Source organism: Rufibacter roseolus, assembly GCF_017916365.1.
GTDB classification, from domain to species: Bacteria; Bacteroidota; Bacteroidia; order Cytophagales; family Hymenobacteraceae; genus Nibribacter; species Nibribacter roseolus.
In genome coordinates this window covers 532,688-547,865 of record NZ_JAFMSU010000003.1, presented here as the reverse complement: position 1 = coordinate 547,865, position 15,178 = coordinate 532,688, and the positions used below count along the sequence as shown (strand labels likewise).

Genomic DNA, 15,178 nt, shown 5'->3' with positions numbered 1-15,178 from the left:
TACGCAAAATCAGGATATTACCTAGTACAGCCCTCCGGTAGGTGGGAGGGCTGCACCGATAAAGGGGAAAATCAGGATTTAGGCGAAAAGCCGCTGCCAGATACCGGTTTGCTTGGACTTGGCTGGGGTAGACATGCGCTTCTGCTGCGCCAGTTGCAAACGCAGAATGGATTTCACCAGCGGGTAGTGGGCCTGTCCATCGCGCTGCAGCACGCCAATGACGCCCGGTTGCCAGCAGTCCAGGATTTTTTTGCCGTCAATGGACGAGGTAAGGACAAACAGATGCGTACGGTCCAGGTGTGCCGTAAGAGACTTCAGCAAGCGGGTGTCCGGCTCATAGCCTAAGGCTGCTTTGCCGCCTAACACAATGATTTCACGGGTGGAGTTGCGGCCTACGCCAAACTGGCTTTCAAACACATCATAGCTTAGCGTCTGCACCTCAACCCGTTGGGCGTATAGATTTTGCTTATTCAAAGCTTGTACAAGTGCGGCTGCCAGGGTCTGGTCATCTTCCAAGAGTAAGAGCCTATAGGAAGTATTCATAGATAGGTTTAGATAATTCTATTTTAATCTAAGCAAATATGGAGTTTGCTGATTATGAGTATTATATAATGATAAATTGGAAACGTTATCTTCTACTTTCCTTCAAAGATATCCTTTTTTCCAGAAATTTTTATGCTGAGCAGACTTTTGAGATTAAATAAAGAATCTGTGCAAGAAAAAATGCCGCTGGCTGCCCTAAAACTTGTAGCTTACCCGCATAAGCCTGAGATTTGGGTTTCGGCTGAGGGTATGGCCTTCAGCCGGAAACTCATATTCCTTATACTTGTGACTTTCCGGTTTTAAAATGAACAATGTTAGATTAGGTATTCTGGGCGGCGGTCAACTGGGTCGCATGCTGCTGCAGGCCGGTTTGGATTTCAACCTCTACACCCTGGTGCTGGACCCAGACGAATACGCGCCCTGCCGCCATCTTTGCGAGGAGTTTGTGCACGGTGATTTCAAAGACTACGATACGGTGTATGCCTTCGGGAAACGCTGTACGCACGTGACCATAGAAATTGAGCACGTGAACGTAGATGCCCTTTTTGCCCTGGAGAAAGAAGGCGTGCAGGTGTATCCTAAGCCTGCCTCGCTTAAGACCATTCAGGACAAAGGCCTGCAGAAAGAGTTTTTCAAACAGAACAGCATTCCTACCTCAGATTTCAGGTTATTGCAGGATGCCGCTGAGCTGGAGACGAACCTTGACTTTCTGCCTGCTTTCCAGAAACTGCGGCGGGGCGGCTATGACGGTAACGGCGTTACGCGACTTTCCTCTGAGAATGATCTGGCCAAGGCTTTTCAGGCCCCCACTGTGCTGGAGAAACTGGTGGAGTTTGAAACCGAGATATCGGTGATCTGCGCGCGCAATGTGCAGGGCGAGGTGAAAGCCTTCCCGGTGGTGGAACAAGTCATGCACCCAGAGCACAACCTGGTTGATTACCTGTTGGCGCCGGCCCAGATTGCCTATAAACTGCAGCGCATGGCTATTGAGATTGCCACCCACGTTACTACCGCGCTGGACATTGTGGGACTTTTGGCCGTGGAGATGTTTGTAACCCGCGATGGGCAAATCCTGGTGAACGAGGTAGCCCCGCGTCCGCATAACAGTGGTCACCACACCATGAAAGCCAACGCCACCTCGCAGTTTGAGCAGCACCTGCGTGCGATTTTGGGCTTGCCACTGGGCGACACTGAGCCGCACTGCCCGGCGGTGCTGGTGAACCTGCTGGGTGAGGCCGGCTATTCCGGCGAGGCCGTTTACCGAGGCCTGGAAGATACATTGCAGGAGCCTGGCGTGCACATTCACCTGTACGGGAAGAAGTTTACCCGGCCTTACCGTAAAATGGGCCATTTAACGGTACTGGCCCCTACCATTGCAGAAGTAAAACAGAAAGCAGATACCCTTAAAAACCGACTAAAAATTATTGCATGAGCCAATCTCCTGATAAAAACACGCCACTGGTAGGTATTATCATGGGCAGCCAGTCAGACCTGAAGGTGATGTCTGGCGCCGCCGATATCCTGGAACAACTGAACATTCCCTTTGAAGTGACCATCGTATCGGCGCACCGCACCCCGCACCGCATGCTGGAGTACGCTGAGGGGGCCCGCAAAAGAGGCCTCAAAACCATTATCGCCGGGGCCGGCGGTGCCGCCCATTTGCCGGGCATGGTAGCGGCCCTCACCACTTTGCCCGTGATTGGCGTACCGGTGAAGTCCAGCAACTCCATTGACGGCTGGGATTCTATCCTTTCTATCCTGCAGATGCCTTCCGGGGTGCCCGTGGCTACCGTGGCCCTGAACGGTGCTACTAACGCCGGATTGCTGGCCGCCCAGATTTTGGGCAGTACCAACGCCGTAGTGGCCGATGCCCTGGAGAAACACCGGGCTGTGCAGCATGACAAGGTGATGCGCTCTGTGGAGCAGCTGCGCCGCGGCGATATAGAAATGGACTAGCCCTTGCTCACGCTAATATCAATAAAAACAACTGCCACGCCCGGGTTCTCCCAGGCGTGGCAGTTGTATGAAGAGGCCTTCCCACTGGAAGAGCGCCGCACCTTGGCGCAGCAGACAGAACTACTCTCAAACCCAGCCTATCAGTTCCTTTCCATCTTAGACCAGGAAAAGTTCGCCGGATTCTTTGGGGTTTGGCAGCTGCCGGAGTTCACTTTTCTGGAGCATTTTGCCGTGCTGCCCTCGCTTCGCGGCAAAGGGACAGGCGCCCAGGCCTTAACGGGATTACTGGATATCATTCTGCAGCCCATGGTTCTGGAAGTAGAGCCTCCGCACTCAGAAATCGCTCAGCGCCGCATCAGGTTTTATGAGCGGCTGGGCTTCCATTTGAATGATTTTGAATACCGGCAACCGCCCTATGTTGCCGGAATGCCATGGGTGCCGTTATTGCTCATGTCATACCCCACTGTTTTAGCCTTAGAGGAGATTGAAAAGGTGAAGATACAGTTGTACCGTTACGTCTACCAACAAGCCGTTTAAGGGCCAGTTTCTGAAAAGGAGGCCTGAATCGCTTCTCCGGCTATTAAATGGTAAGAGGTTTTTAGGCCCGGTATCTCCACTCCAGGATAAAGCAATAGATCATCACCAAGGCGCAGATCGTGAGTCCCAATGATTCCCTGGCTTCCTCAATGGCGGGAGAGCGGCTCATGTCAAAAAAGATGCCCTGGTACACGGGCGGCCAAAGCAAGAAGGCGGCAATGGCATACCCCAGAAAAGCCAGTGCATACACCCACCTGAACAGCTTGCGCTTATAAGCCAGAAAGCAAAGTACCGCTGCCGACAGATAAACTGGTACCCAAACAGCAGGATCAGGGTCGTTCAATTGCACAAAGGCAAACAGAACGAACATCAGCATAAATACAAGCAGAAGCAATACCCGGAATTTCATAGGAGTTTAAGAATAGCTTTTTCTATATTCTTCACTAATGTAAAATTTTCTAAACAAGGTGCAATAGCAACTGTTTCACTTACTTAAAAGTATCATAAGTAGAACTCTTTTTCTATTGCGTGCCTATGAAAATACTTATCCGCTTTATTATAGTTTCTTTTGCGCCCCTGCTGTTATCCGGATGCTACAAGATCAAGGGTCATTACGGTGGTCCCAAGAGCTTTGAGCCGCAGACCCGCGCCCTGCAACCCGCGGATGTGGCTTTGCCGGCTGGCTACACCATTGAACCGGTCACCTCGGGTTTGAATTACCCCACCGGCATCACCTTTGACGAGCAGGGCACCCCTTACATCACGGAGGCCGGTTACGCCTACGGCGAGGTGTGGCTGCCGCCAAAACTCCTTCGCCTAAATCCCGATGGAACGACCACCCAGGTTGCGGCCGGCGATAAAAACGGCCCCTGGACCGGCGCTGCTTACCACGATGGCTTTTTCTACGTCTCGGAAGGCGGGGAACTGGAGGGCGGACGTATCCTTAAGATTTCAAAAGCCGGGCAGATTACCCGCCTGGTAGAGAACCTGCCCAGCATGGGCGACCACCACACCGATGCCCCCGTCGTTGGCCAAGACGGATACCTGTACTTTGGGCAGGGAACGGCTACCAACTCCGCCATTGTGGGCACTGATAATTACCACTACGGCTGGCTCAAGCGCAACCCCACCTTCCATGACATCCCTTGCCAGGACATTGTGCTGACGGGCCAGAACTTCACCACCTACAATCCCTTAACCGAAGATGACAAGGACGAAGTCACTACTGGCGCTTACCTACCCTTCGGGACTCCCAGTACGCCTAACCAAACCATCAAAGGGGCCATTCCGTGTTCCGGGGCCATTTTTAGGGTGTCTCTGCAGGGTGGGCCTTTAGAGTTGGTGGCTTGGGGCTTAAGAAACCCATACGGATTAGCCTTTTCACAGAACGGTCAGCTCTACGTCACGGATAATGGCTACGATACCCGCGGCAGCCGGCCCGGCTACGGCGCCGGCGATGTGCTCTGGGCTGTGCAGCCGGGCAAATGGTATGGCTGGCCAGATTTCGCGAACGGGCAGCCCATGGCCTCAGATGACTACAAGACCCCGCACGACGACCCTAAATTCCTCTTGGCCAAGCACCCGGGCACGCCGCCTAAACCGGCTGCCATCCTGGGGGTGCATTCCTCCTCTAATGGCCTGGATTTCTCCCGCAACGCCGGTTTTGGTTATGTGGGGGAGGCGTTTATTGCCCAGTTTGGCGATATGACCCCGGAAGTAGGTCACACCTACGGTCCGGTGGGTTTCAAGGTGGTGCGCGTAAACCCTGCCAACGGCGTGGTGGAGGATTTCGCCACAAACAAAACCAAGATCAACGGACCCGCCTCTATCCTGCAGAACGGCGGGCTGGAGAGACCCATCGCCGTGAAGTTTAACCCAACCGGAAACGCCCTCTACGTGGTGGATTTCGGGATCATGCCGATGACCGAGCAAGGGCCAGCCCCCAAGCAGAAAACCGGGGTAGTTTGGAGAATCACTAAAACCGGAGCCAGATGAAAAAGCTATATAACACCTACAAACAAACCTGGCTGCTGCTGGCGGTAATTCCCATTCTGGTGCTCAGCAGTTGTGGCACGGCCCGGCGCAGTGAGCCTATCATGGGACCTTTGGCCCTGCAGACCCAGCAACTGGAGAACGGCCGCGTGGTCTTCATGCAGAACTGCCAGCGGTGCCATCCGCTTGGCGAAGCCGGTTTGGGCCCGTCTATCAACAACATCCCGCTGCCGGGAGTTGCCCTGCGTTTCAGGGTACGCAGCAAAGCCTTTTTCCTGGGCATCGGGCGGATGCCATCCTTCAAAAAGCACGAAATCTCCCGCGAGCAGATGGATGAACTGGTGGTGTATCTCAAAGCCTTGAGAAGGCATAAAAGAACCGAAGCCGTGGCGGCCCAGTGATTTCTTCCGTTCTAAGGCCGAATTTAAAACGGAGGGCAAAACGGAGGCCTACACCCTGACCTGCTTTCTGGTAAGAAGAAAAAATGAACCCACAACCCGCGCACATTTACCTCATCCGGCACGCCAGGCCTATCATCAGCCGGAAAGGCTTTTTCAGTAAGGCGCAGGCTCAGCAGTATATCAGTGACTACAACTTGGCGGAGGTGGAGAAGGTCATAGAAAGGAGCGAGCATCTGCCCATGGACCGCATCAAACGGGTATTCTGCAGTACCTTGCCCCGCGCCAAAGCCACTGCGTGCATGTTGTTTGGGCCCGAGGTGGAACTCATAGAAGACGCAAGGTTTAGGGAATTTGAGAACCGGATATGGGGGCTGCCCTTAGGTAAGTTTCCGCTGAAGTGGTGGCAGGTAACCTCCCGTATTCTGTGGCTCTTGGGTTTGAACCAGAAAGATATTGAGAGCTTCAAAAAGGCCAAAATACGGGCTACCCAAGCCGCGGATCATCTGGTACGGGAAGCAGAGGTCCATGGCCTGGCTGTGCTGGTGGCGCACGGTTTCCTGAATGAATTCATCAAAAGAGCCCTGAAAAAACGCGGCTGGAAAGTTCTGCTGGACGGTGGCCGAGGCTACGTAGGCGTGACGCAGTTGGAAAAATAAGCAAGCCGTTTAGCGCCCGTTGTGGGTAAATGGGCGCTAAATCAAGACAAGAAACCTTATGGAAACAAAGCTCGTGGATTAAGCAATTACGGCTTTTGACCTGTGAGAGGAGCTTTCTTTTCTCTCCAGCGCCGCTTGCCGGAGTGAGAAGAAATGGAGGGTATAGGCCAGCGGCACCAGGAAAGAAGGAAGCAATATCATGGGGAAGGTGGTAAGGATAGTGGCCCCGGGTTCTTCAAAAAAGGCCTGAATAGGACTGGGTAGTGTGAGCAAGGCATTGGTCACAATAATGAGGAGCAGCCCCAAACTAATCAGATGATAGAGAAGTGCCAGTCTGTGGTGACGCCGATGTCCTGCATAGCAGACTACCGCGAAAATTGGCCCGAGGATGCCAGACAGGATATCCCAGTTACGACCTTCAAACGTCAATCGCTCCGGAATTGCATTGGCCAGGAACAACCACCACAGGAAGATCTCCACCGGTATTCTGAAGGCCTGCAGGTAAAGCAACCCTGCCGATGGTAAATTCCGCAGGAAGTTCTGGGTTTTAAGATGGAAACAGATCACCAGTATAGTTACCAAAGGTGGGAGCAAGGCCGGAACCATGTTCAGGGGCGCGATGGCGAGGTTAGAGGTAAAGCCGCTCAAGGCCAGAAGGCTGGCCAGCACCAACCAGGTTAGGAGCAGACTGCCAATGATCCAGGTTTTTCTGGTGGCCTGAGCCGATGAGTAGCCCATGCGGAGGAACGTGTGGCGGGTGCCGGCCATAACCAAGGCCAGGCACAGAAGACTGAGAACGGCAAACCCAGTCTGGGCGAGAAATAGAGAATCTGTTTTCATAACCAAACCATGTTGTTATGGTGTAAAGATGCAGCCTTCAGCGCCTAATCTGTTTGACAGAAATTGCTAATTTCTCTCTTGCCGGAACAAAGCCGGTGAGCAGCCCATCACCTTCCTGAAAGTGCGGCTGAACATGGAAATCTCGGGGTAGCCGCATTGCAGCGCCACTTCGCCAATAGTCATTCTGGTTTTCTGCAGCAGGGGCAAACTGCGCTGGATGCGGTGCTTCAGCAGGAACTGGTGCGGAGTGCTGCCATGCACCTGGCTGAAGGCCCTCAGGAAATGGAATTTAGACAAGCAGGCCACCTGGGCCAATTCTCCCAAAGTTGGATTCTGATACGGGTCAGCCAACAGGTAATCAGTGGCTAGGGAAACGCGCTTGAACAGCTCGGCCCGGGCACCTGCTTTGACGGCAGATAGGCTCCGAAGTTGCCGGTGCAGTTCTTTTTTATGCTGTACCAAAGCCTGCAGCAATGGCACAAAGTTCTCTTCCAACTGTAAATCTGGTACCTCGGGAGCGGCACCCAGTAGGTGTAGTCTCTGCAGGGCTTGGTTCAAGGCGGGTGTTTTCCGCTGCAGCAAGTTGGGGAAGTCTGAGAGACCCGTACCCAGCGCCGGCGAGAAAGGATTGTCCAGCAGGTACTGTGGCTGGTGTACCGTGGCTTTGAGGTAATCTTCCCACAGGTTCTGGCCCAGGTGCAGGTTAAAGGTCTCTACCGGTTGGTTCTGGCTGTCAATGTCCAGGGTGTAGTGCTGGGCCCGGTTCGTCAGGAAAAAGCAATCATCGGGGACCGCCACTTTTTTGCTGCCCGCGCTCACGTAAGAGGTGCCCTTAAGGTTGGTGAAAAGCGAGAACGGCCCTTTGATATTGGGACGGTGACAGCCTCGGGTCTGAGTATTGAGAATAACCAACGGCCACTCAAATCTCTCTTTCTTTGGCTCTGCTGCCGAAGGCCCGTTCTCTTCCTGAAAAGCCGTCTCGGCTCTCTCCTTCAACTGCCGGTAGTCAGGAAACTCTTTCAGGAACATTGTCGGGCCGTTTCCTTGAAATTAAGCTAAAAAACGCACAAAAGGAAGCAGAAAAACGTGATTATTGGGGCAGGTGCCTAGAGGTTTTGCAGGTAATTAACCACTATTAGAATACCCAATGGCTTCCGTCTGCAGTTGGTTTCTGGTCGATATTTAACCGCAGACCAAGCTTTCAAACCTGAACAAAAGCAAAACCATTTCTGCCCCGTTTTTCAGATATCAGGCCTAAAGCGGAGCAGTTTTCGGCTTAATAAGGAAACGCTCTTTTAGGCTTCGGGGCCTTCTTCACCGATGACGCCGTGTAGCCTCCTTCAAACAAGCGCCCGAAATTGATTTTGAGTTTCTCGGGAATATCGTCAAAGTGGCTGCAGTTGGTATGGGTAAGGGCGCGCAAGGTGAGTTCAGCGCAGGCGTAGGAGTCGGCGGCGGCGCGGTGGTGCTTGAACTGGATGCCATGGCGGTTGCAGAGCGATTTCAAATCATACTGCGGCAGACCTTGCCACACCTGTTTGGAGAACTGCACGCTGCAGGCGTAGTTCAACTCCGGGAAGGGCAGGCCATAGGTGTTCAGCGTAGCGCGTAGCACGCTCATGTCAAAGCTGGCGTTATGGGCAATGACCAACTGGTTCTGTAGCATCGGGTGCAGTTCCTGCCATACTTGGTCAAAGGTGGGGCTGTTCTTCACATCCTGCGGTTTAATGCCATGAATGGCGATGTTCCAGCCGTTGAAGTAGGGGTAAGATTTCGGTTTGATGAGCCAGGCCTCCGTCTTCTCTATTTGTCCGTTCCGTACAAACGTCAATCCAATCTCACACGGGCTGTCGCGTTCTGCCGTGGCCGTCTCAAAATCAAGGGTGATGAAATTCATTCTCTTCCTGCACTTAGCGTTTCCATGGCAAGTTACAACCAATTTCGGGCAATGACCCGATCCTGTTTGAAAGAACTTAAACCATACCAGGCCTCAGTCAGTAGCGGGGTTGAAGTGAGAAGAGAAAAATGCTTTGTGGAGGTGATGAAAGGGAATGGCCTGCCGTGAAATAAAAAAAGCCACCCTTTCAAGAGTGGCCTTTGTGCTGGTGTTGGACTTCAATTACAGTCCGATTGGATTCAAAACCTTCTTGAAATCCAGATCAAGATAGTCCGCAGCAAACAAGGCCTCTTCTAACGGTTTATTCCCTTCCTGTCTGATAGGGTATAAACATCCTTCTTCATCCAATAACGCGACCGGGCTAACTTCAGGCAGCACCTTCAGGGTGTTCTTTGCTAGTACCAATGTTTCCTCTTCTAAAAAGGCGGGGGTACCGTTTCGGGAGTAAATGGCGTAATGCATGTTAGTAAAATAGATATTAACCAAATATTACGGGTGTGTTAAGTTGTTGGTTATCAGTATTTGTTCGGTTTTGTGCTGTATTAAGTAAAACACGCTTAAAATGACGTAGAACATGGAATAAACAAGGTTTTTTATTCGCTGGTCTAGGGGTAAAACAAAAAAGCCCTACCGCAAGGCGATAAGGCTTTCTCAACTAAACCTATTTTAAATTACTTAACTTCTTCGTAGTCCACATCGGTTACATTGTCACTGCTGGCAGACTGAGTGGCACCGCCTTGTCCATCAGAACCTGGCTGTTGTGCACCTCCAAAACCACCATCAGCACCTGGCTGTCCGGCTCCGCCAGTGGCAGCGTACATCTCCTGAGAGGCCGCTTGCCAGGCATTGTTGATGCTCTCCATGGCGCTGTCAATCGCGGCGATGTCTTTAGACTCGTGCGCTTTCTTCAGGTCACCAAGGGCAGCCTCAATGGCAGATCTGTTGCCGGCAGACAGTTTGTCGCCGTACTCTTTCAACTGCTTCTCGGTCTGGAAGATCATAGAGTCAGCCTGGTTCACTTTCTCTACTTGCTCTTTGGCAATGCGGTCAGACTCGGCGTTGGCCTCAGCCTCTTTGCGCATGCGCTCGATCTCCTGCTCAGACAAACCGGAAGAAGCCTCAATTCTGATTTTCTGCTCTTTACCGGTGCCTTTGTCTTTGGCAGACACGTGCAGGATACCGTTGGCGTCAATATCAAACGTTACTTCGATCTGCGGAACGCCACGTGGTGCTGGTGGAATGTCTGACAAGTGGAAACGACCGATGGTGCGGTTGTCGCGGGCCATTGGGCGCTCACCCTGCAACACGTGGATCTCCACGCTTGGCTGGTTGTCAGAAGCGGTTGAGAAGGTCTCAGACTTCTTGGTTGGGATGGTGGTGTTAGACTCAATCAATTTGGTCATCACCCCGCCCATGGTCTCAATACCCAATGAAAGCGGAGTTACGTCAAGCAACAACACGTCTTTCACCTCCCCAGTCAATACACCACCCTGGATAGCGGCCCCGATGGCTACTACCTCATCTGGGTTCACACCCTTAGATGGTTTCTTGCCGAAGAATTTCTCTACTTCTTCCTGGATTCTTGGAATACGGGTAGAACCACCCACCAGGATCACTTCGTCAATGTCACTTGGCTGCAAGCCAGCGTCTTGTAACGCCTTGCGCACCGGCTCCATAGAACGACGTACCAGGTCATCGGCTAACTGCTCAAACTTGGCACGAGACAGTCTGCGCACTAAGTGCTTAGGACCAGTCTGCGTAGCCGTGATGTATGGCAGGTTGATCTCAGTCTCTGAAGAAGAGGAAAGCTCAATCTTAGCTTTCTCAGCCGCTTCTTTCAAACGCTGTAATGCCATTGGGTCATTGCGCAGGTCCATGCCTTCTTCGGCTTTGAACTCATCGGCTAACCAGGCAATAATCACTTGGTCGAAGTCGTCACCACCCAGGTGGGTATCACCGTTGGTAGACAATACTTCAAACACACCATCACCCAACTCCAGAACAGAGATATCGAAGGTACCGCCACCTAAGTCGTATACCGCAATTTTCTGATCGGCGTGTTTTTTATCCAGGCCGTACGCCAGGGCAGCGGCAGTAGGCTCGTTGATGATACGTTTTACATCCAAACCGGCAATCTGTCCGGCTTCTTTCGTAGCCTGACGTTGTGCGTCGTTGAAGTAAGCAGGAACTGTAATTACGGCCTCGGTTACTGTAGTACCCAGGTAATCTTCAGCAGTTTGCTTCATTTTTTGCAAAACCATGGCAGAAATCTCCTGCGGCGTGAACTGACGGTCGCCAATCTGTACGCGTACGGTGTTATTGCTGCCAGACTGCACGTTGTAAGAAACGTGGCTGGTTTCATCTTTTACTTCTGAGAAACCGCGACCCATGAAACGCTTGATGGACGCGATGGTATTTTGTGGGTTAGTGATAGCTTGACGTTTAGCAGGATCACCTACTTTACGCTCACCGTTCCCGTTGTCCAGGAATGCCACGATGGACGGTGTAGTCCGGCGGCCTTCGCTGTTCGGAATCACCACTGGTTCGTTACCCTCCATTACCGCAACGCAAGAGTTGGTAGTTCCTAAGTCAATGCCTATGATTTTTCCCATTGTCTATAGTTTTATTTTAGTAGTTCCTAGTTTAAACTTGATGTTCTCTCATTAACAAGAGATGTGCCAAGGCCGGATTTCTGCCGTTTTGTGACACAATGTCATTTCTGGCAAAAGACAGTAAAAAGGCTATACGAAGTTTCGGCAGAAGGTGGCAGGCCAAGCGGCGCTTTTGGCTAGTTTTTCAGAAATGAGCTCCAATGTAGCGGCGTTAAACTGTAACACCGTGGTTCTATGAAACGGAAAGGTTCTATTACCGCTTTTCCGTGCTTCGGAGCGAAAAATGATTAATGTTGAAAGCACCATTTTGGATGATGGAAGCAGTGTAGCTTCGTGGCGCCACGTCGTTACGATGTAACGACGCTACAATTTTGTTTTAAGTCCGATTTTGGGAAATAATACTGAAGTAAGGGTCTACTTGCGCTTATACGGCCTCACAAAAGTGTTCACCGGCTTGGCCAAGCCTTTCAGAAGCTTTACTTCTTCAAAAATCAGTTCCCGGTACTCACCCGGCTGCAAAGAACCCAATTGCAATGGCCCAATGGCCACCCGCACCAAACGGAGCGTTGGGTAACCCACGGCGGCCGTCATTTTACGTACCTGCCGGTTCATGCCCTGGCTGATTTTGATCTCTACCCAGGTGGTAGGAATGTTGGCCCGGAATCGGATGGGCTTGGAGCGTTCCCAGAAGGTGACATCTTCCAGCAATCTGGCTTTGGCGGGCGTGGTTTTCTTGCCCTGAATGAGGACGCCTCGTTCTAATTGGTCCAGCGCTTCGTCTGTAGGCACGCCTTCCACCTGTACCCAGTAGGTTTTCTCTACCTTAAATTTGGGGTCAGAGAGACGGTGCTGCAGTTGCTTGTCATCAGTGAGCAGTACCAGGCCCTCGCTGACATAGTCCAGCCGGCCCACGGGGTACACGTTGTGCACCGCCACATAGTCTTTGAGGGTAGCACGGTTATTCTCATCGGTGAACTGGGTGAGAACTTCAAAAGGCTTGTTGAGGAGGAGGTACTGCAAGGTGGTAGCGGTTGTATGACAGACAAAAGTACGGCTTTGATTCTGTTTAGGGCGTGTTTTTCTGAATTCAGGCTTAATCTGTCACTGCCTGGTGAAAAGGAGAGAGGGAGGCTTATTAAAATGCGCGTGATCAAATCAACGGAAAATAATGGCTGCAATCGTTTTCGACCTAATTTTTGGAAAACAGGTCAAAATCGGCTTTGTTACTTACCTTGAAAGAATCCGTATAGGGATTTGGGAATGAGAAAGATCCCGTTGGCTTGGTGGGGTTCACCCGTAGCAAGGCCTGATAAAATGTACTGTACCAAAACCTGAAACTATGAAAAAGTGCCTGATCCTTTGCGCCGCCATCCCCATGTTCTACTTGGCGAGCTGTAATTCCACCACAAAACCCAAAGAGGGAGACGTAGAGCCCACTGCCACCGAAGACCGGGACCCCAGCGTACGGGCTCAGGACTACGAGACCGGCGCCGCCGATAACCGCGCAGACACCATTCCGCCGGCCACTGATTCTGCCGGGACAACGACCGGGCAATAAAACACCACAAACAAAAAGGCTGCTTTTCAAAGCAGCCTTTTTGTTTGTGGTGAAAACCTGTTTTGGGGCATTTTCTACAAACTGCCGTAGAAACGCCGCAGCGCCCACTCAGCACACGCCAGACCCAGCAGCAGGAAGTAGAACCAGGGTTGCTCCAGCAGGTCTTTCTCCTCCTCGTGGCTGCGCAGGATGGTTTTGAACTTGGCCTTGGTCAGGTCCTGCTCCAGTTGCGCAAGTTGGGTCGGATAGTACAGGCGGGTCTCTGAGCGCTCAGCGATCTGGCTCAGCAAACTGTGGTCGGCCACGGCCATGAGCGATTCCAGGTTCTGTTCCTGCACCACAAACTCGCCGGCGTCTGTGTAGTTCTGGTTTTCTACCCTCGCTGAGGCGGTGTAACGGTACACGCCTACGGGCAGGTTGCCCAGGCGCAGACCTTCGCCGCCCTGCTCGTGCCGGAAACGGTGCCGCGTTTGTTTGCCGCCCTCATGCGTGAGCGTAAGCGAAATGTCTTGCCCGAAGATTTCCTCCTGCACGGCATTGAAAATATCGGCCTGGAGGGCCACACCTTCAGAAGCCTCAAACTCATCTTTGACCGGGTACACATGCAGGCGCTTCTGGTTGCGGCGGTTGGCCAGCAGTTGCACCAGGTGGGTCATAAGTTCATCGTAGATCTGGGAAGAGCCGTGGTCCACGGACTCGGTGAGGCGCCATTGCCAACTTCCATCGGTGAGGAGTACTGCCGAGGGAGTAGGGGCCGCGGGTTTGTAGACCAGGAGCGGTTTGGTGGTGCGTACGGCGCCCACCTGCTGCTGCAGAATGACCTCGGCGGCTGGCGCAATCCGCCATTCTCCGAAGGTGACGGGCGTGGGCGGCCAGGCCTTGATGCGGGTCTGGGCAGTGGGCTCGGCGGAGAAGCGCTGGAAGGCGGTATTGAGCAGAGGCTGCACCTCGTCAAACTGGGGCGATGGGCGGTTGAGCTGCACGCCGGCTTGCAGGGAGTTAAATGCGTTGAAATCGGTCTGGGCCCCCAGGATGTAGAATGTGGGAACGCGGGCGGTCCTTAATCGGCGGAGCCAGTCTGTGCCCACCCCGGTGGCATTGGGGATCTGGTGGAGGATGGCCGCGTCATAAGGAGTCTTGAACGATGGGTTCTGGAAAGGCCCCAGCACTACCTCCACGTCTAATAATTGATTTGTGCGCAACGCGCTTCTCAGGGCTTTGATATCGGGGTGAGGGGCGGCGGCGGCTACCAGCACTTTCAGTTTGCCTTTGATCACCTCCAGGTACGCGTGCCGGCTGTTGTTAAGGTTGGTGAACTCGCCGGTGAGCGGTTGTACCAGCACCTGGAAGTGTTTCTTGCCCGGCTGGGCAGCGGTTACCTGAAAAGAAGTCTGTACCGTGCCGCCGCGAGGCAGAGTGACGGTTTTCCGCTGTACGGTTTTCCCGTTTTCCTGCAGCAGTACCGTGGCGGTGGTGCCGTTAAAGCCGTTGTGCCGCACGCGCGCCACCACCGGGAAAGAGGTACCCGTGTAGTTGATTTTGTTGTATTGTACTTCCTCCAGCACCACATCGCGCTTGGCTACGGTATCGCCTAAGGCCAGCGGGTAAATGGGGGCGTTGTAAAGCTGGAAAGTTGGGGTGGGGCCCTGGTTATGGATGCCATCTGAGATGAGCACGGTGGCGGCCAGGTTCTGGTTCCGGAATGCACGGTCGCCTTTCTCTACCAAGGAGTGCAGGTTGGTCACCGGCGCCTGGAGCGGGGTCTGGGCAAAAGAAGCCGCAGCACTATCGCCATCCTGGAAAGATTGTTTCACCACCTCCAGGCCGCTTTTCTGCAGCCTTTGGGCCAGCGCGTCCAGGTCCTGCAGGGTGCGGTTCAGCTCAGTTTTGGAGGTGAACAGCCCCACCGATTGGGAGTTGTCCAGGGCCAGCACCACTTTGGGTTTCACTTCCTCCTGCCTGATGCGGCGGGTATACGGTTCCAGCAGCAGGAAACACACCAGGGCCACCAGCAACGCCCGCAACGATGCCAACAGCAAACGCAGGCCTGTGGGCCAAGGTCCGCCCCGGCGGTACATGAACCAGGAAACACCTATCCCTGCCGCCAGGCAAAGCAATGCATACCAAGGAGAATAAGCAGTGTGAATTTGGAGTGATTGCACAAAGGGTGAGTTAGGTCACAGGAT

At 53.0% G+C, this 15,178-nt stretch carries 16 protein-coding genes; 7 read left to right on the top strand and 9 right to left on the bottom strand.

Translation table 11 applies throughout. From position 1 onward, the window contains the following. Positions 1-78 precede the first annotated feature (78 nt). Positions 79-543, bottom strand: coding sequence for a hypothetical protein (locus tag J3P35_RS18085; RefSeq protein ID WP_210466114.1), 465 nt, complete (start codon positions 541-543; stop codon positions 79-81). Positions 544-847: 304 nt separating this feature from the next. Between J3P35_RS18085 and J3P35_RS18080 the strand changes: the two genes are divergently transcribed. From J3P35_RS18080 to J3P35_RS18070, 3 genes are read left to right on the top strand one after another with little or no spacing between them, the layout of a single operon-like run. Beyond that, on the top strand, positions 848-1,975 hold the full coding sequence (locus tag J3P35_RS18080; protein ID WP_210466112.1) for a 5-(carboxyamino)imidazole ribonucleotide synthase: 1,128 nt from the start codon (positions 848-850) through the stop codon (positions 1,973-1,975). Beyond that, positions 1,972-2,499, top strand: coding sequence for a 5-(carboxyamino)imidazole ribonucleotide mutase (gene purE / locus J3P35_RS18075; protein ID WP_210466110.1), 528 nt, complete (start codon positions 1,972-1,974; stop codon positions 2,497-2,499). The genes J3P35_RS18080 and purE overlap by 4 nt, the downstream gene beginning before the upstream one ends. Before the next feature lie 3 nt (positions 2,500-2,502). Continuing rightward, positions 2,503-3,036, top strand: coding sequence for a GNAT family N-acetyltransferase (locus tag J3P35_RS18070; protein ID WP_210466108.1), 534 nt, complete (start codon positions 2,503-2,505; stop codon positions 3,034-3,036). A 61-nt stretch (positions 3,037-3,097) separates the two neighbouring features. On the opposite strand, the gene J3P35_RS18065 is transcribed toward J3P35_RS18070, so the two are convergent. Continuing rightward, positions 3,098-3,445 (bottom strand): transmembrane 220 family protein, encoded by a 348-nt coding sequence (locus J3P35_RS18065; protein ID WP_210466105.1) that lies wholly within the window; start codon positions 3,443-3,445, stop codon positions 3,098-3,100. 125 nt (positions 3,446-3,570) lie between these two features. Between J3P35_RS18065 and J3P35_RS18060 the strand changes: the two genes are divergently transcribed. From J3P35_RS18060 to J3P35_RS18050, 3 genes are all read left to right on the top strand, one after another. Further along, a complete protein-coding gene (locus J3P35_RS18060) occupies positions 3,571-5,031 on the top strand; it encodes a PQQ-dependent sugar dehydrogenase (protein WP_210466104.1) in 1,461 nt (486 codons plus the stop codon). Next, on the top strand, positions 5,028-5,429 hold the full coding sequence (locus tag J3P35_RS18055; RefSeq protein WP_210466103.1) for a c-type cytochrome: 402 nt from the start codon (positions 5,028-5,030) through the stop codon (positions 5,427-5,429). The genes J3P35_RS18060 and J3P35_RS18055 overlap by 4 nt, the downstream gene beginning before the upstream one ends. Positions 5,430-5,512: 83 nt before the next feature. After that, positions 5,513-6,085 carry a histidine phosphatase family protein gene (locus J3P35_RS18050; protein ID WP_210466102.1) on the top strand — a complete coding sequence of 191 codons (573 nt, stop codon included), beginning with the start codon at positions 5,513-5,515 and terminating at the stop codon, positions 6,083-6,085. 78 nt (positions 6,086-6,163) lie between these two features. Here J3P35_RS18050 and J3P35_RS18045 read toward each other — a convergent pair whose 3' ends face one another. From J3P35_RS18045 to J3P35_RS18020, 6 genes are all read right to left on the bottom strand, one after another. Further along, entirely contained in the window at positions 6,164-6,925 is a 762-nt protein-coding gene (locus J3P35_RS18045) for a hypothetical protein (protein WP_210466101.1), read from the bottom strand. A gap of 66 nt (positions 6,926-6,991) precedes the next feature. Beyond that, a complete protein-coding gene (locus J3P35_RS18040) occupies positions 6,992-7,954 on the bottom strand; it encodes a helix-turn-helix transcriptional regulator (RefSeq protein WP_210466100.1) in 963 nt (320 codons plus the stop codon). A 247-nt stretch (positions 7,955-8,201) separates the two neighbouring features. Then, positions 8,202-8,822 carry a 3'-5' exonuclease gene (locus tag J3P35_RS18035; RefSeq protein ID WP_210466099.1) on the bottom strand — a complete coding sequence of 207 codons (621 nt, stop codon included), beginning with the start codon at positions 8,820-8,822 and terminating at the stop codon, positions 8,202-8,204. Positions 8,823-9,044: 222 nt separating this feature from the next. Continuing rightward, a complete protein-coding gene (locus J3P35_RS18030; RefSeq protein ID WP_210466097.1) occupies positions 9,045-9,284 on the bottom strand; it encodes a hypothetical protein in 240 nt (79 codons plus the stop codon). A 209-nt stretch (positions 9,285-9,493) separates the two neighbouring features. Further along, positions 9,494-11,434 (bottom strand): molecular chaperone DnaK, encoded by a 1,941-nt coding sequence (gene dnaK / locus J3P35_RS18025; protein WP_210466095.1) that lies wholly within the window; start codon positions 11,432-11,434, stop codon positions 9,494-9,496. 414 nt (positions 11,435-11,848) lie between these two features. After that, complete coding sequence (locus tag J3P35_RS18020) at positions 11,849-12,454, bottom strand: pseudouridine synthase (protein ID WP_210466093.1); 606 nt, start codon at positions 12,452-12,454, stop codon at positions 11,849-11,851. 319 nt (positions 12,455-12,773) lie between these two features. Between J3P35_RS18020 and J3P35_RS18015 the strand changes: the two genes are divergently transcribed. Further along, positions 12,774-12,992 carry a hypothetical protein gene (locus tag J3P35_RS18015; protein WP_210466091.1) on the top strand — a complete coding sequence of 73 codons (219 nt, stop codon included), beginning with the start codon at positions 12,774-12,776 and terminating at the stop codon, positions 12,990-12,992. Positions 12,993-13,066: 74 nt separating this feature from the next. Here J3P35_RS18015 and J3P35_RS18010 read toward each other — a convergent pair whose 3' ends face one another. After that, the gene (locus J3P35_RS18010; protein WP_210466089.1) at positions 13,067-15,154 is read right to left on the bottom strand and encodes a VWA domain-containing protein; all 2,088 of its coding nucleotides are present in this window, start codon (positions 15,152-15,154) and stop codon (positions 13,067-13,069) included. Positions 15,155-15,178 lie beyond the last annotated feature (24 nt).

What these genes read in the sequence shown, in the direction of transcription:
- J3P35_RS18085 (WP_210466114.1), bottom strand. Translation starts at nt 543, where the DNA reads ATGAATACTTCCTATAGGCTCTTACTCTTGGAAGATGACCAGACCCTG.
- J3P35_RS18080 (WP_210466112.1), top strand. Translation starts at nt 848, where the DNA reads ATGAACAATGTTAGATTAGGTATTCTGGGCGGCGGTCAACTGGGTCGC.
- purE (WP_210466110.1), top strand. Translation starts at nt 1,972, where the DNA reads ATGAGCCAATCTCCTGATAAAAACACGCCACTGGTAGGTATTATCATG.
- J3P35_RS18065 (WP_210466105.1), bottom strand. Translation starts at nt 3,445, where the DNA reads ATGAAATTCCGGGTATTGCTTCTGCTTGTATTTATGCTGATGTTCGTT.
- J3P35_RS18060 (WP_210466104.1), top strand. Translation starts at nt 3,571, where the DNA reads ATGAAAATACTTATCCGCTTTATTATAGTTTCTTTTGCGCCCCTGCTG.
- J3P35_RS18055 (WP_210466103.1), top strand. Translation starts at nt 5,028, where the DNA reads ATGAAAAAGCTATATAACACCTACAAACAAACCTGGCTGCTGCTGGCG.
- J3P35_RS18050 (WP_210466102.1), top strand. Translation starts at nt 5,513, where the DNA reads ATGAACCCACAACCCGCGCACATTTACCTCATCCGGCACGCCAGGCCT.
- J3P35_RS18045 (WP_210466101.1), bottom strand. Translation starts at nt 6,925, where the DNA reads ATGAAAACAGATTCTCTATTTCTCGCCCAGACTGGGTTTGCCGTTCTC.
- J3P35_RS18040 (WP_210466100.1), bottom strand. Translation starts at nt 7,954, where the DNA reads ATGTTCCTGAAAGAGTTTCCTGACTACCGGCAGTTGAAGGAGAGAGCC.
- J3P35_RS18035 (WP_210466099.1), bottom strand. Translation starts at nt 8,822, where the DNA reads ATGAATTTCATCACCCTTGATTTTGAGACGGCCACGGCAGAACGCGAC.
- J3P35_RS18030 (WP_210466097.1), bottom strand. Translation starts at nt 9,284, where the DNA reads ATGCATTACGCCATTTACTCCCGAAACGGTACCCCCGCCTTTTTAGAA.
- dnaK (WP_210466095.1), bottom strand. Translation starts at nt 11,434, where the DNA reads ATGGGAAAAATCATAGGCATTGACTTAGGAACTACCAACTCTTGCGTT.
- J3P35_RS18015 (WP_210466091.1), top strand. Translation starts at nt 12,774, where the DNA reads ATGAAAAAGTGCCTGATCCTTTGCGCCGCCATCCCCATGTTCTACTTG.